Source organism: Pseudoalteromonas sp. ABE4_541 (assembly GCF_056312285.1).
Genome location: NZ_JBSVEM010000029.1, coordinates 1 through 15,599, shown reverse-complemented (window position 1 = coordinate 15,599; position 15,599 = coordinate 1). Strand labels below are relative to the sequence as shown.

Genomic DNA, 15,599 nt, shown 5'->3' with positions numbered 1-15,599 from the left:
TTAATTGGCACTTACTATGGAAGGGAATATTTTCAGCGCACAACTCAACAATCAGTTACTCTTTGCCAGTGGCTTGAACAGCCGAACTACCGTTTGTGACGAGAATAAACTGATAGCCATTGGTCGCTTATCATTTTTGCCTTTAAGTGAACATTTACAGCTTCATATCAGCCAATGTATTGAACAACAACAAACCAGTAATTGTGCTGAGTTACAAGAAAGTATCAACATCACCGTATTATTGAAGGGAAAAATCAAATTTAGAGTCGCTAATAAATACTACCACTTTGAAGTCACCAACAAGCCAATCGCTTTTGCCAATATTGTTGCACAGCCAGAACCTTTTACGCGTTACTTACACAGCCATCAAGAAGTCGAGAAACTCACTCTGAGTGTGTCAAAAGAATGGGTCAACGCGCGGCTGCAACGACAGGCTAACGCACTCTTTGCCAATACCAAGGTGGTCAAACTACCGCTATCTGACAAGGCAATTACTTTGACACAACAGCTCATGCAAACTCCGAGTTCCCCCTCACTTTGCCAGCAATTAGAGTGTGAAGGTAACGCAATACAGTGGTTAAGCTGCTTTTTCCCTTATCTTGTGGCGAACAATCAAACCACACATGCGCTCTATCGTTTGCCACCACAAACCGATATGGAACTAAGAAAAAACACTGCCATTGATTTACTGAATAGCGGTAAGAGTGTTGAGCAAGTATCACAAGAGCTTGCAATGAGCGTAAGCAGTCTACAGCGCTTCTTTAAACGCTGCTTTAACACTACACCTAAACAATACGTGAAACAAAGCAGACTAAATAAAGCGCGTCATGCGCTCTTGGTCGAAGGGTTATCAATTGGTGAAGCGGCCTACCTGGCCAATTATGATCACACTGCCAACTTTATCGCAGCATTTAAAAAGCAGTTTGGTGTCACCCCGATGCAGTTTATCAAAACACATCAAGCTGACACCCAAGTGACTTAACCAAGTTGTTTTTCAGTCGGTTTTGCCAAACGTGTGTAACATGTACTCACCACGCTTGCCACAACAAGGATAACTAAAGCCAATGCAATACAGAAGTTGGTAAACGTCAAACTGGCGATAGCAGGTTCAAACAACACAGGACTGATGAACTGGCCAGTAAAGTAACAGGTCGTCATGATCCCCATCGCCTTACCGCGCATAGCAGGCGGCACAAATTCAAATAACCATACTACCAAATTGGGACGGATGAGGCCCAACCCTGCACCAATCACCACACTTGCACCGACTATGGCAACTAACGTTTCCACCACACCAAGTAAGGCAAAACCAATGGCCACAATCAACCAACCCACTAAGTGTGCTTGTTTGATACTCAAGCGTTGACGTGCTCGACCATAACCCACTGACACACTCGCCATCGCCAATAAGAAAACAGCGATAACCAAACCTATGGTACTGGCTGAATGCCCCAACTCAGTCAAATGAAATGGCAGATGTATGGTTAAACCATATAACACAACGATTTCCACCAGCGCCAATGTACAGCACACTAAAAAAGTGCGGTTCATCCAATCGCTTGGCATTGCCGAAGGCTGTCCTTGTGGAGTTTTTAGTTCAGGCACTTTGACCCATACCCATACACCGGGTAGCACCAAAAGCGCCAAAGCATAAATCGCGAACACATAAGTCCAATGTTGCTCAGCTAAAAAACCCGCCAGCGCTAAAAATAACACTCCGCCAAACCCGCCAAATGCGGCTTGCAAGCCCATAAAACCGGAAAAGCGAGGCCCTTCAAAGTATCGCGCAGCGATGGTAGTACCACTGACCATAATAAAGGCCACAGCTAAGCCCATCAGCGCCCGGCTGAATAAAATCAGCCACAATGACGCTTGCCAGTAGTAGCCCAGTCCACCACTGAGTAAAAAAAGCCCTAAGGCGCTGACCAATAGTTTTTGACTATTAAGCTTGTCAACTAAAGTGCCCGCCAACGGAGCACACAAGGCGATGACCAAGCCTGGTAACGCCAAAGTCATTTTGGCCCAAAACGCTGCATTATCAATGTGAGAAAACGCTGCTGTCATGGCAGGCAATGCGGGGGCGAGTGTTGCACTGGCCAGCACCGTCATGGTACTTGCCAATAGCAAGAACCAGGTCGCTAAACGCGTTTGACTCATTTTGGGCCTCCAATGCGTTTGCGGGCACTAGCTACCGCTTTTTGATAATCCTGATATAGCTCATTTTCATCAAAGCGCGTGCTACGCCCTGCTTCCACAACAAGGTCACCTGCCACCATCACAGTATCCACATCCTTGCTAGAACCAGTAACGATAAAGGTGCGCAGTGGATGACCCGACAACTTATAACGGTAATCGTCATTGTTCACGAGTACCAAATCAGCTTGTTTACCTACCTCAATTGAGCCAATTTGCTGCTCCCACCCAAGTGCTTTGGCACCATACAAGGTCGCCGTTTTCAGTGCCAACGTGGGTGGGCAAGCGGTATTACAATTTTGTGCCTCATTGTGGCCAAGGTGGGCACCTCGCATTGCTTCACACATACCACCAATAAACGAAATGTCGCCATCCGTGCTACTAGACACCCACACGCCATCCTGTAAAAAGCGACCAATTTGCCCTGTTTCACTCACCGTGGCTTCACCCAACATGCCGTAGTGGGCTGGAGAGTGACAAATATTCACGCCGGTTTCGATCAGTCGCTGGTACTCATTTTCACTGGCATACGCAGTATGCACTGCTAATAATCTGTCGGTGAGTAGCCCCATCGCATCAAAACGCGCAATCGGCGATAAGCCAAATACCCGCTCCACTTCTTGACGCTCGTTTTTCAACGGCGCAAGATGGGTTGCATAAGGCACCTTGTATTGCTGTACGATACTGCCAAGTGCTTCAAGTTGTTTGTCTGAGCTGCCAAATGCGCCCATCACCGATGGCATCGCACCAACCAATCCTGAGCTATGGTTATCCCAAGTTTCAATCAAAGAAAGCCAGTCAGCGGTTTGCACTTCGGTGTCGGCAATAATGGTTGGCGTTGATTTATGCGCCTCCAGCATCACATCCGAGCCCCAACGGCTCACCCGCAGGCGCATGCCCAAATCGATTGCCGCAAGAGCCATCGCATCGGCTTTGTTTGCCGAGCCTACATCACCCAAGGCAGTGGTACCCGAGCGCAGTTGCGTCCACATGCTCCATCTAGCAATCGCCAGCCCTTCTTCTAAGCTCAGTTTGTCTCCCACTGTTGAAATGAAGCCAAACATCGAACCAAGGGCATGAATATTACCGCCATTCGAGTACGCGGTAGGCTCAACATGGCTATCGTCCGGCAATTCTGGATTGGGCGCAACAAAGCTTTCGTGCCAGTGTGGATTGATCAACCCCGGTAACATCAGCTTGCCTTGACCATCGATTCGCTTGTCAAACTCTTGAGGCTGCTCACCCTGTTCGCCCAATGCGACTATCTGCTTGCCATGCACCAGCACCCAGCCATTTGGGATCACGGTGTTATTTAAATCCGCAGTGTAAATAAAGACATTATCAATCAATATACGCTGACCATCATTATGGGGTTTTCTGCATACCGCTTTGAGGCTGTCCAGTTCACTCACCTGACCACTACCAAATGGCTGTTCACTCATTGCTTTGGCGAGCGCAGAAAAACGCTGCGTCGATAAACATGAACAGGCCATTATGCGTCATCCTGCGCGTCAAATAGACCTGCTTCTTTCATTTCAATTAATGACGCTTTCACAGCGGTGATAGTTTCATTAATATGTTCCTGCGTGTGGACACCGCAAATGAAATTCACCTCACGGCGCATTAAAATGCCACGCTTAGCCATTTGCGCTAAAAATGGGATCGCAAACTTCACATGCTCTTCTGGATTTTTAGCAAATAAGAACATTGGAATAGGATCATACCCCACCACACGAAGTGGTGTGCCCAACTGCTCAGAGATCTGGTTAACTTCGGCCTTTAAAATCGCCCCTAATTTGGCTATGTGCGCAGTAAAATCCGTACGTTGATACTCTTTTAAAACGGCATCACACACTTCAAGAGAAAGCATTTCCCCGCCAAAGGTGGTGGAGACCTGTAGTTCGTTAATTCTCGACATTAAGTCGCTATTACCTGCTACCGCCGACAACGGCATTCCCGCCGCAATGCCTTTTGATAGGGTAACCAAGTCAGCGGTAACACCAAAGAACTCTTGGGCACCGCCCGGTGCTAGCCTAAAGCCCGTCACCACTTCATCAAATACCAAGATCACACCGTGCTCAGTACAGGTTTCTCTTAATTGCTGTAAGAAGGCTTTTTCTAACACACGGTTGTAAGGCACTGACAACAATACCAACGCCAGCTCATCTTTTCTTTCAACGATTTTCTCGATGATTTTTGGCTCATCTGCTGGTATAAACAATGGCATGCGATGGGTCAGTTCAGCAATGGCTGCAGGCACTCCTGGGGTGTCGAACATGTATTGATCGTGCCAGCCATTGTAACCAACTGTCATGATCTCATCTCGGCCCGTCACGTGGCGTGCAAGTCGCACGGCTGCAGAATTCGCATCCGCACCCGTTTTGAAAAAGCGCACCATTTGCGCCCCTGGGATCACATCCACAAGTGTTTGTGCTGTTTGTACTTCAATTTGTGTGGGCAGTGAGTGGATAAGCCCTTTACTTAAATTCTCGGTAATGGCATTCACTACAACGGGGTGGTTATGGCCTAAAGTATTGGCCGCTAAACCACAGATAAAATCGATGTATTGATTACCATCCACATCGGTCACCATAGCGCCTTCACCTTTGGCTAAATAAACAGGAAATGCCCCCGGTGAAAACTGCTCCGGCTTTTTCATCATCGACTGCGTAAAACCAGCGATAACTTGCTCGCCCTGTGCTTGAAGTTGCTGTGATTGCGTAAAAGAAAGTGGCTGATTATTCATAATATCCTCGAAAAATTAGTGTCCCAGAGTGGCACCACCGTCAACCAACAAACTGGTCATAGTGATGTGTTTAGCTTGTTCACTGAGTAAAAACAAAATACTGTTAGCGATGTCAGTCGGTGAGGCGATGCGCCCAAGAGGAATACCCACCTTATAGTGCTCAAGATCGCCCGCAATGGTTTTGGCAGCACCATGTTCATCGCGCCATAATTGCTGCTGCATTTGGGTATTGGTCGACCCAGGGGCAACCAGATTGCAACGGATGTTGTACGACGCTAGCTCTAGCGCTAAGTTCTTGATTAAAGCGTCTAGTGCCGCCTTTGAGGCACAATAACTGCCCATGTTCATTCTCGGCGTTTGTGCCGCATTGCTGCCCACAGCTACGATGGCGCCACGTCGTCGAGTTTGCATTTTTTTGGCAACTGCTTGGCAAAGATAAAAAGCGCCATGGCAGTTCACCGCAAAGGTGTCATGCCAGTGTGTTTCGCTTTGCTCAAGTAGCGACCCCATGTGCAAAATACCCGCGACACTGGCCAAGTAGTCGATACCGCCCAGTTGTGCTTCAACAGCATCAACCACCTTGCGCACGTTGTCCTGATCGGTCACATCAAGCTTAATTTGGAAGCAATTGGCCGAGACTTCTGTCAGTATTTGCGCGTCAAAAGCAATATCCGCAGCGACGACCACAGCGCCTTGACGGAGCAACAAAGCCACCAGCGCTTCACCAATCCCTTGGTGCGCACCAGTAACAAACGCAATGCGGCCATTAAATTCATTGGCTATTGACATTAGTACACCTCATCCATGATCTCGTGGCGTCGCTCATGATAAGTTTCTTCATCTTGTCCACGGCGCCAGTAAGGGATGGCATATAGTTGCTTTTTGCTCAGCTCAAAGTCTTGAATTAACTGTTTTCGACAAGCCAATACCGCGCTGTTTTCGCCAGCGATAAAGGCACTGACAGAAGTCACATCGTTGGGAATAGTGATTTTTGCTATCTCTTGCGCCAGCTGCGTAGGGTTACCAACTTGACGTACCAACCAGTGAATATCCACGCCCTGAGGGGCTGCGATGGGATGTTTATCTTCAAGGCTGTCCAATTCAATAAACACCTGCGCTCTGGTCTGTGCACTAAAGTTCTCAACCAGCGCACTGATTGCGGGCACCGCGGTTAAATCTCCCGCTAAAATATGCCAATCCGCGTCAGCCAGTAATGGATCTGGACCACCCGGCCCAGCAACACCCAGTTCAGAGCCAACCTTAGCATTCACCGCCCAGCCAGATGCCGGGCTGCTATCACCATGCACCACAAAATCGATGTCGAGCTCGTTACTGTGTGGGCGAAATGCGCGAACAGTATAAGCGCGGGTGACAGGTCTATTTTCTGGCCATTTGATTTTGCCACTCTCGTCACGCGTAGGTAGTTCAAGCGTGCCAGTATCTCGATTGGCAAAAAACAACTTGATATGTGCGCCGTCATACCCTGCTGGAAATCCGAGTAATTGTTCCCCCGACACCGTAATACGCAACAGGTGCGGTGTGATGTAGCGCTTAGCTACACAATATACGCGGCGAGGTCCGCTTGGTTTGATTGGTTGTCGCTGACTCATAACAACTCCTCTGCAATTTTTGTCGATGCACCTTGCTGTTTTATCTGTTGGTAAGCGGCAGGGTGATATGCTTTATCAAGTAGCCCACAGGCAAATGCGTAAACAAGATAATTGGCTAAATCGGCTTTGCTAAACGCCTGTAGTGTCGCGCTATGTTGCTGACTCGTTCGTTTAAAGCCGTCATTATGTGCTTCAAGCGCCATGGGTTGATGTGATGATTGCGATGACTTTTGGCCTTGCGAAGTAAAGAAACTGGCAATCGCCAAGTCTTCTTCATCGCTCGACTGCTCAACCAACTCAATCCATTTGAGTAACGGAATAGTCTCAAATTCAAAGCCATATTCGCGTAGCCAAAGATACAGCTGAGATAAAGACACAAGATTTTGTGGTGTAACATTAAAAACGGCATGGTCACTTGTGCACAGCGTTTGCGCTGCCACAAATTTGGCAACCACATCTACTGGAGTCCAAGGTTCCAACACATCTAAATGCGGTAAACTATGGTGCTTTAAGCCGGTACGCAAAATCCGCCAAACCAAATCGTTACGATTAATATAGCCACTTTGCTTCGCGCCAATAACACGCGCTAATCGGTATACTTGTCCTTGTATACCTTGCTGTATAGCTTCTGCAACCATGGCCTCTGCTACCCACTTGGATTGCTGGTAACCATCGTGTAAGCCATCATGTAGAGAAACAAATGACTCAATCAGCGGCTCGCCATTGGCTGGCGCAACTGCGATAGTCGAAACATGATTAAATGGCACAGCGAAGTGCTTAGCGAACATCAGCAATTGCGCTGTGGTGTATGCATTAGCAGTTTTTAAACTGTTGTAATCACGCAGCACAGAAGTGTGCGCCGCATTGTGCAGTACATGTGAAACGCGCTGCCCCAGCGCTTGGTATGCGTGTTCATCCAAACCAAGTTTTGGCAGGGCAATATCAGTGAGTAAAATATCAATCCTTGCAAAATCAAGCTGACCAAGACTTTGTGCATCAAAGGCCTTCTGTAATCTCACTTTGCCATGCGGGATATCATCGGCTCTCACCGCACACACAACCTGCAATTGAGGTTGCTGTAGTAAGTATTTAAGCAGCTGTGCGCCAACAAATCCGGTAGCCCCTGTCAGCAATACCGTTTTGTCATCGCTCTTATCGCAAGCAGTCTGTACAACGGATTGAAGCTGAAGCTTAAACTGCGCTAGCTCACTCTGCAGCTGCTCGGTAATCGCTCCTGTATTTGCTGCAGATACTTCTCCCGTTTGTAAAGCGGCACTTAAATCTTGCAATGTTGGGTGTGCAAACAAAAACGCCACACTAACAGGCTGTTCAAGCAACTGCGTTAAACGTGCTGCAACCTGAATACATTGCAGTGATTGCCCGCCAATATCGAAAAAGTTATCTTCTGGACTAAACCCATTGATACCAAGCACCTCTTGCCATACTGACGCAATCTTCGCTTCAAAATCACTGAGTGCAGAAGGAACAGAAGTGTGAGCTTGCTGCGCTGACAATCGCTTGCGATCGATTTTATTGGCAGGGGTTTTAGGTAAGGCAGTATGCATGTACAACTGCGCTGGTAACATTGCACTAGGTAAGTACGTAGCCAAAGACTCACGTAATGATGCCAAGGTCCAGGCTTGTTCACTGACGATATGAGCTGAGAGTGCCTTAGGCTTGCCTTGGCTATCTTTGATGATGGTCACCGCGCCTTCTTGCACACCATCAAGGCTCAGTAAAACGGCTTCTATCTCACCAATTTCGATGCGATAACCGCTGATCTTTAACTGTGAGTCGGCACGCCCTAAATATTCGAGTTGGCCATCTGGTAACATACGAACCATATCACCAGTGCGATACGCATCAACATATTCATTACGAACTGGGTGCCAAAGCTTTACAAACACGTTCGCACTTTGTTCTGGCAACCCCAAATACCCGCTGGCTAACCCACAACCCGTTAAGCAAAGCTCGCCACGCTCACCATACTTGGCTATTTGAGTTGCTTCGCGCATCACCATTGCGCCTCTACCCGGCAATGGCAAACCAATCAGGCTTGTGTTGCTATTTACACTCAGATCAGAATAGGTCGCCACCACGGTGCCTTCGGTTGGCCCGTAGGTATTAAGCACGCGAACCGTTTGTGCAAACTGTTTACGCCAAGCTTCTGCCCGCTGTCTGTTAACCGCCTCACCGCCAATTATGATGGTATGCACAGCCCGTGGTAAGCGCGTTTTTGACTCACAAAGGAAGTGACATAATTCATGCCAGTAAGCAGTCGGTAAGTCTAACACCGTAATATGTTGTTTTTCGACTTCCTCTAGAAAACGCTCAAACGACTCTAGCATATCGTCATTGCGCAACACTAAGGTGGCACCCACAGTTTGCGTGACAAAGACTTCTTCAATGCAGGTATCAAAATGAAATGGGGCAAACTGCAACACACGGTCACTAGCTTTAATGTTATAGGCCGCTTTAGCGCCATGCACAAAACCAGCTAATGCACCATGGCTTATTTGTACACCTTTAGGCTTGCCCGTAGAACCTGAGGTATAAATTAAATACGCTTGCGCATCAGCCGATGGGAGTGCAGGAACAACCAAGGCGTCGGTGATTTGCGTCTGTTGCTCCACAACATTTAAAGTCGCAATCCCAACATCCTTAAACAGATCTAAATCAGCGCTGTCATTATCTACTAAGGCAACAAACGGCTTAGCATCTTCAGCAATAATTCGATTTCGACTCGAAGGCGCATCAATATCAATAAATACAAATCGGTGTCCGGTCAGAAGCACAGCCCACATTGCTAACACTGTATGCTGACTGCGTGGCAACGCCAACAACACACAGCCATCATCGTGCTTCGCTATGTTACTCAACCTATCAGCCAGCCATAATACCTGCCGCACGAGTTGTTCATAACTAAGCACTTGCCCATCTATCGTTTGTATCGCAATGTGGTCAGGCGTATTTGTCGCATGCATAAACAAACTTTGTAGGACACCCGTTTGCTCTATGGGAGCTGGTGTTGCACATAGAGCCAAGTCGGCGACCATCGTTTGCAAAGGCAACGTAAGTTGCTCGCAAAGGCGATTAAGTAATATTAAAAATTCATGCTGTAACTGCGTCAATTCAATCTGACTATAACCACTTTGATTGCCTTCAATTTCAAAGCGAATACCACCATCCGCTTGCTTGATAAATATAAATGCAATGTCTTCAACTGGCCCGGCGGATATCGGATGATTTATCACTGTCTCACCTTGGCATGTTTCAAAACGCTCAAAAGGCAAAATGTTCACTACGGGGCCAAATAGACGCTGTGGTAATTGCTGCGTAGTAGCCTCAGCTTTAAGATTCTCATAGCGATAACGAAAATGGCGCCTGCTTTGCTTTAATTGCTTACTCACCTGTTGCAACAATTGCGCAAAGTGCACGACACCCGCAAAGTGCACCGTCACTGGCACAATATTCATATGCATACACGGCGTATTGGCAGCTTTTGAGGCAATGCGATTGGCAACAGGCATGCCTATAATTGTTTTTTCAACGCCACTGCGCTGGTAGACAAGGTAACTCACCACGGTGAATAACAGCTCTGACCAATTACTATTTTTTGACTGAGCTTGGTGCTCTAATTGCGCCAGTTGAACAGCGGTTATCAACGTCGATACTTTACATTTCTCTGCATTGGCATCGAGCGTATGCTGAGTCAAAGTAACAGCATTGCCAAAGCCACTTAACTGCGCCAGCCAATATGCTCTATCTTGTTGATACCATTTGCTGGCGCGGTATTTCGCGTCTTCGTCAATGACAGCTAGATACTGTGCTTCATCAGAAGTGACATGATGACCTTCATACGCCTGCAAAACACGATTTGAGACTAACGCAAAACTAAATCCATCGAAGGCAATATGATGGGCCCCTAACACCCAAAAGTAGCGATTAGTTGCCAGACGAACTATCGCATGGCGATACAAGTCTCCACGCGCTAAATCGTAGGGCATCGCTTGCCATTGCGCGATAAATTGCAACGCCGCAGAATCAGGGTTAGCTTGATGCGACACATCAACGTACTCGCCCAATTTAGTGACACGCTCCGACTCACTCAGCAGAGCTTGCACAGGCTCACCTTGTTGCGAAGTAAAACGCACATTCACTGCAGTGGTGTTTTGCAGCACTTGAGCGCCGGCGAGCAAAAAAGCTTGTGCGTCGATCACCGTATTGAGTTCAAGATATTCAGCAGTGTTGTAGCGGGTACTGTGTGGCTGCTTTTCCTGTCCAAGCCAAATACCCAGCTGCGCCGCGCTCAAAGGCAATTCAATCATGCCGATAACGCCTCAGGCTGGGAGCTCTGACTCATGATCTCATACCAATCATTGATGGTGGTCCCTTCAGCCAGTTGCGCCAGAGTAATATCCACTCCCTGCGCTCGCCATTGGTCAAGCAAAGTCATAACACGAATAGAATCTAAACCAAGATAAAGCAGGTTCTCTTCTGGGTCGACTTCTTCCACGTCAATATTCAGCACAGTTGCCACCGCCAGCTGTAACGCCGCAACCGATGGCGCGCCGTGCGCGTCTTCAACAGCTAGATTGGTCGCGGTTAGGCCTGATATCACTTCATCTAATAGCTGCACTTGTCCACAGCGAGATGAAATGTACTCTAAGGCTTGAAGGTGGTCACTATCGCTAAAATCTGCAATAGCATCAGCGACCACAAACGCTTTCACATCGTACATAAACGCATCCAGCGCCGTCGATAAAATACCGATGTGTGCATAAATGCCGCATATAAGTAACTGATCTCGGCCTTGTGCACGCATGTCATCGAGCAAGGTGCTGCGCTTAAACGCACTATAGCGCCATTTTGTATAGACCTTATCATCATCAGCCGGTGCAATAGCAGGCAATATACTGGTGTCCTGCTCGGTCAAACCCGTGCCCCAAAAATCTGTCAGCAGCGCTCTATCTTTAGGATCTTGATTGGCTGGCTGTGCCGTGTAAACAACGGGGATCCCAGCTGATTTTGCTACTGAGATCAAACGCTCAATATGCTGAACTAACGGTTTCATCGGCGCACTTTCAACATCGTAAAAATCGACAAAATAGGATTGCATATCATGTACAAGGAGCACGGCTTTATTAGGATCGAGTTGCCATTGCGTTCGATTATTTGGACGATTAGTTGGTAACTGATATGAATTGATGCGTGGGATCGCCATAATTATTTCCTATTCCTTATTATGCGTTTTGTACTGACGTAAGTAAGTTTGCGATATGTTCGCGCAGTGCACGTTTATCTACCTTGCCCACTTTGGTTTTAGGCAAACTATCTATGAACTCGAATCGGTCTGGGTATTTATAATCAGCGAGCCCTCTGCCACGAATGAAGCGATTCAAGGCGATTTTAGTTAATGGTTGCTCAGTATTATCACGCACCACAACAAAGGCACAAATTCGTTCCCCCAAAAGCGGATCTGGCATTGCGACCACCGCACAATCGTGCACATTCGGGTGTGCGAGTAGTTGGTTCTCAACTTCTTCTGCGGCGACTTTTTCGCCCCCTTTATTGATCTGATCTTTATCGCGACCTTCTACGATAATATTTCCACATGGGCTGAGTTTGACCACATCTCCGCTACAGTAAAATCCCTCTGCCGTGAAAGCCGCCAAATTATGCAGCTCAGCATTAAGGTAACCACGGAACGTATAAGGCCCTTTCGTCGTTAATAATCCAGGTTCTCCATCTGGCACTGGCTGATTATTTTCATCTACGATACGAATGAGATCCGCCTCACTCATCGGTCTACCTTGTGTGTTGTGGCGAGTCCATTGGTTATCATCCAAACGCGTGTAGTTAACCAACCCTTCCGCCATGCCAAACACCTGCTGTAAAGTCACTTGTAAATCATTTTCAAGCCGAGCTGCTAATGTAGCGCTAAGCTTTGCGCCACCAACTTGGATCACTGCCAATGAACTTAAGTCGTAGCGTTCACGCTCTTGTGAGTCGAGCCACAAAGTCACAGCTGGTGGAACAAGTGCAGTCCAATTAGCACGGTGTTTTTGGATCAGTGAAAAGCAACTACTGGGTGAGGGATCTGGCGCGCAAATGACCGTTCCGCCAGCATAAAACACGCCTAGCGCACCGGGTGAGCTTAATGGAAAATTATGTGCCGCAGGTAGCGCGCACAAATAACGCGTTTGCTCATTCCACTGGCAAACCTCGACGCTTTGCCGAACGCTATAGTAATAATCGTTGTGCGTACGCGGGATCAGCTTCGGCGTACCTGTGCTACCACCAGACAGCTGAAAAAATGCCACATTGTCAGCTTGGTGTTTACGAAAAGGTAGAGAATCGAAATGCTCGAAACTAGCTGATGCATAGAGCTTTTCAGTGAGACTGCGTGTCCAGTTTGTCTGCCCGCGGAGCAGTACGTGCGCAAGTTGAGGCGCGCTCGTTTTTAGTTGTTCAGTGAATGCACCGTCAGCAAATAACGGGTGCTTAGCATCGGCAATGATTAATTTTGGATTTAATGCATGAGCATAATGCGTGAGCTCCAGCTGGTTGTGGTTCATCAGCGCATTAACAGGTAGAACTGCTAACTTTTGTAGTGCGAAGAACACCACATAAAACTCATAACAATTTGGCAATTGCACAATCGCTGTATCTCCGGCAGCTAAGCCCTGATTAGCTAAGTATCCAGCTAACCTAGTTGCTTCTTTGTCTAAGCAGCCATAAGACTTTTCATTGCCATCGTCGATTACGGCAATAGCGGTTGGATTGTTTTGCACTTGTCGCTCTAAAATTTGGCACAATTCCTCATCAATCCAATACCCAAATTCACGATATCGCGCAACTTCCTCAGCCGGCCAACCGATACAACTATTTAACATAAATAAAACCTTATGAAATTATTTATAAAGGAGCTCTATCCAACATAACTTTTTCAGCGCTTCGCCTTAGAAACAAAGGAATGGTAAAGAGTCTTAAAATCAATAAATTAAAAACTAACAAACGAACTAATTTGCTCACAACGTCACTATGACGATCTCGCTTGGGCAAAATTTAGGAAAATTTTCATATTTTTTTAATTTCATTTGTTCTCGCCATGAAAACCTAAAAAAGACACAAACGTTGCATTTTAGTGATCAAGAAAAAATTTTATGTGTTGACAAAAAGCCAAGATTGGAATTAGGATCTAACTGATAATTATTTTCATTACGACCAATTAAACAAAGGAGGGGAAAATGACAGCTGGTCAAAGTGCTAATCCTGTGCAAGCCGAACACTGTTGGTCTGACGTAATCGAAATGCAAAGGAGTAAATTGATTGTTTACCTGACTTCAATTTTACACTGCCAATACTTAGCTGAAGATGCCCTACAGGAAACATTCATTCGACTGTCAAAAATGTCAGACCCCTTCGAATCCGTATCAAATCAAAGTGCGTACTGCTATCAAACCGCAAAAAATATAGCCATTGATATGCTCAGAAAAAAATCGAAAGAAAGCTGGATCAGTATTGAGAATGCAGAGCCTGCTCAGTGTGTTGATACACAAACCAACATTGAAGAAACACTGATTGAGCAAAGCCTTAACGGGCGAATAATGCAGGCGGTTGGCTCTTTATCAAAGCGCCATCAAAACGTTCTAGGTTTGTACAAACGCGGTGGTTACAAACAAAAAGACATCGCTAAAATATGCGCCATATCACCTACTTTAGTTAACTTTACACTGCAGGAAGTGGTTTCTACTTGTCAAACAGTGGTCGCTTAGGCATCAAGCTTAAAACTTTAATGTCTCATTTTGTCTCAATCATAACAATAAAGCAGCAATAAACTTGCTAAAAATATTGCAAAAAAAGAACTAATAGCACTATCCATCGGCGTACATACGCAAATTTTCTTTAAGGGATCAGAGTATTGAATAACATCAATAAACTCACAACATGATACGCTGAATATAACCTATATTTAATATATGGCTTTAACCTTCTGAGATCTCAGTATTGCGATTCGCTCTGCTTCTATTTCTGGTGCTATCAAGTTATCCTTCTCACACCAAGGGTTTGAGCAAAACCCTCAATATTAGTACAGGCCAATGGCCTCCTTATATGGACCAAGCGAGCCCAAACGAAGGCTGCGTAGCAAGGTTGATCCGAGATGCATTCGCAGTCTCTAACTACAGAGTTAGATTTAATTTCATGCCTTGGGACAGAGCATATCATGAAGGCATGAAAGAAGAGTTTATTGGCAGCGCTTATTGGTATAAAAGCAAAGAAAGAGCACGTTACTATACATATACTTCCTACCCACTAACGGAAGAAGTCACCCGCTTCTATCACCTTAAAGAGCTAGACTTTAAATATGATAATTATGAGGACTTAAAACCATTCACACTTGTTCTCAACCAAGGCCTAACTTATCCAGAAACTTTATTGGAAGCTATAAAGAAGTATGAAATAACCACTGTCAACGCTACGTACACAACTAAAAATTTATCGTACCTGCTAAAAAAAAGAGGCGACGTTGTCATTTTAACAGAACAAACAAAAGCAGCTTACGCAAAAGAGTTAACTAAAAAACAGCTCTCCAAGATAACCTATCAGGAGAAACCCGCTTTCATTCTTCAAGGCTTTTTACTGATCAATAAGCGCCACAAAGAATATGTAGCGATCTTTGACAAAGGAATCGCAACACTTTGGGAAGATAAGTCTTATAAGGAATATTATCAACAGAACTGCTTACATAGAAAGAATGAATGAATGAATGAATGAACTTGAGTCATATCACGTATATACCATTGGGGATGGCGCTCGCTTATCACGGGCCTCTGTAGGTTGGAAAAGCCGAAGGCGCCTTCCAACAACAGTGTAAAAGGTTAGCAACTGGAGCGAAACACTCTCTTTATCACCGAGTTTATTCTGCAATAATGCAAGAGACAATTTTGCACACAACAAAAAGCCCGACTCTTTCGAATCGGGCTTTCTCTTAATAGGTGCCTGGCGATGTTCTACTTTCACATGGCAACTGCCACACTATCATCGAC

The 15,599-nt window shown here is 46.1% G+C and carries 11 protein-coding genes; 3 read left to right on the top strand and 8 right to left on the bottom strand.

The features are described 5' to 3' along the window. Positions 1-16 precede the first annotated feature (16 nt). Entirely contained in the window at positions 17-982 is a 966-nt protein-coding gene (locus ACW689_RS20065) for a helix-turn-helix domain-containing protein (RefSeq protein WP_476294049.1), read from the top strand. Here the strand turns inward: ACW689_RS20065 and ACW689_RS20060 are convergent. From ACW689_RS20060 to ACW689_RS20025, 8 genes are read right to left on the bottom strand one after another with little or no spacing between them, the layout of a single operon-like run. Further along, a complete protein-coding gene (locus ACW689_RS20060) occupies positions 979-2,157 on the bottom strand; it encodes an MFS transporter (protein WP_476294047.1) in 1,179 nt (392 codons plus the stop codon). The genes ACW689_RS20065 and ACW689_RS20060 overlap by 4 nt on opposite strands. Beyond that, a complete protein-coding gene (locus ACW689_RS20055) occupies positions 2,154-3,686 on the bottom strand; it encodes an amidohydrolase family protein (RefSeq protein WP_476294045.1) in 1,533 nt (510 codons plus the stop codon). Before ACW689_RS20055 ends, ACW689_RS20060 begins: the two co-directional genes overlap by 4 nt. Continuing rightward, a complete protein-coding gene (locus tag ACW689_RS20050) occupies positions 3,686-4,939 on the bottom strand; it encodes an aminotransferase class III-fold pyridoxal phosphate-dependent enzyme (protein ID WP_476294044.1) in 1,254 nt (417 codons plus the stop codon). Before ACW689_RS20050 ends, ACW689_RS20055 begins: the two co-directional genes overlap by 1 nt. Before the next feature lie 15 nt (positions 4,940-4,954). Then, positions 4,955-5,728, bottom strand: coding sequence for a 2,3-dihydro-2,3-dihydroxybenzoate dehydrogenase (gene dhbA / locus ACW689_RS20045; protein ID WP_476294042.1), 774 nt, complete (start codon positions 5,726-5,728; stop codon positions 4,955-4,957). Next, a complete protein-coding gene (locus tag ACW689_RS20040) occupies positions 5,728-6,549 on the bottom strand; it encodes a siderophore-interacting protein (RefSeq protein ID WP_476294040.1) in 822 nt (273 codons plus the stop codon). The genes dhbA and ACW689_RS20040 overlap by 1 nt, the downstream gene beginning before the upstream one ends. After that, positions 6,546-10,877 (bottom strand): amino acid adenylation domain-containing protein, encoded by a 4,332-nt coding sequence (locus ACW689_RS20035; protein ID WP_476294038.1) that lies wholly within the window; start codon positions 10,875-10,877, stop codon positions 6,546-6,548. Before ACW689_RS20035 ends, ACW689_RS20040 begins: the two co-directional genes overlap by 4 nt. Next, entirely contained in the window at positions 10,874-11,773 is a 900-nt protein-coding gene (locus ACW689_RS20030) for an isochorismatase (RefSeq protein ID WP_476294036.1), read from the bottom strand. The genes ACW689_RS20035 and ACW689_RS20030 overlap by 4 nt, the downstream gene beginning before the upstream one ends. 19 nt (positions 11,774-11,792) lie before the next feature. Then, a complete protein-coding gene (locus ACW689_RS20025) occupies positions 11,793-13,445 on the bottom strand; it encodes a (2,3-dihydroxybenzoyl)adenylate synthase (RefSeq protein ID WP_476294034.1) in 1,653 nt (550 codons plus the stop codon). Positions 13,446-13,799: 354 nt separating this feature from the next. Between ACW689_RS20025 and ACW689_RS20020 the strand changes: the two genes are divergently transcribed. Continuing rightward, positions 13,800-14,327: an RNA polymerase sigma factor gene (locus ACW689_RS20020; RefSeq protein ID WP_476294032.1), complete on the top strand. Its 528-nt coding sequence runs from the start codon at positions 13,800-13,802 to the stop codon at positions 14,325-14,327. Between the two features lie 337 nt (positions 14,328-14,664). Further along, the gene (locus tag ACW689_RS20015; protein WP_476294030.1) at positions 14,665-15,315 is read left to right on the top strand and encodes a substrate-binding periplasmic protein; all 651 of its coding nucleotides are present in this window, start codon (positions 14,665-14,667) and stop codon (positions 15,313-15,315) included. Positions 15,316-15,599: the final 284 nt, after the last annotated feature.

Excerpts from the sequence above, each read along its gene's own strand:
- ACW689_RS20065 (WP_476294049.1), top strand. The coding sequence starts at position 17 with ATGGAAGGGAATATTTTCAGCGCACAACTCAACAATCAGTTACTCTTT.
- ACW689_RS20060 (WP_476294047.1), bottom strand. The coding sequence starts at position 2,157 with ATGAGTCAAACGCGTTTAGCGACCTGGTTCTTGCTATTGGCAAGTACC.
- ACW689_RS20055 (WP_476294045.1), bottom strand. The coding sequence starts at position 3,686 with ATGGCCTGTTCATGTTTATCGACGCAGCGTTTTTCTGCGCTCGCCAAA.
- ACW689_RS20050 (WP_476294044.1), bottom strand. The coding sequence starts at position 4,939 with ATGAATAATCAGCCACTTTCTTTTACGCAATCACAGCAACTTCAAGCA.
- dhbA (WP_476294042.1), bottom strand. The coding sequence starts at position 5,728 with ATGTCAATAGCCAATGAATTTAATGGCCGCATTGCGTTTGTTACTGGT.
- ACW689_RS20040 (WP_476294040.1), bottom strand. The coding sequence starts at position 6,549 with ATGAGTCAGCGACAACCAATCAAACCAAGCGGACCTCGCCGCGTATAT.
- ACW689_RS20035 (WP_476294038.1), bottom strand. The coding sequence starts at position 10,877 with ATGATTGAATTGCCTTTGAGCGCGGCGCAGCTGGGTATTTGGCTTGGA.
- ACW689_RS20030 (WP_476294036.1), bottom strand. The coding sequence starts at position 11,773 with ATGGCGATCCCACGCATCAATTCATATCAGTTACCAACTAATCGTCCA.
- ACW689_RS20025 (WP_476294034.1), bottom strand. The coding sequence starts at position 13,445 with ATGTTAAATAGTTGTATCGGTTGGCCGGCTGAGGAAGTTGCGCGATAT.
- ACW689_RS20020 (WP_476294032.1), top strand. The coding sequence starts at position 13,800 with ATGACAGCTGGTCAAAGTGCTAATCCTGTGCAAGCCGAACACTGTTGG.
- ACW689_RS20015 (WP_476294030.1), top strand. The coding sequence starts at position 14,665 with ATGGACCAAGCGAGCCCAAACGAAGGCTGCGTAGCAAGGTTGATCCGA.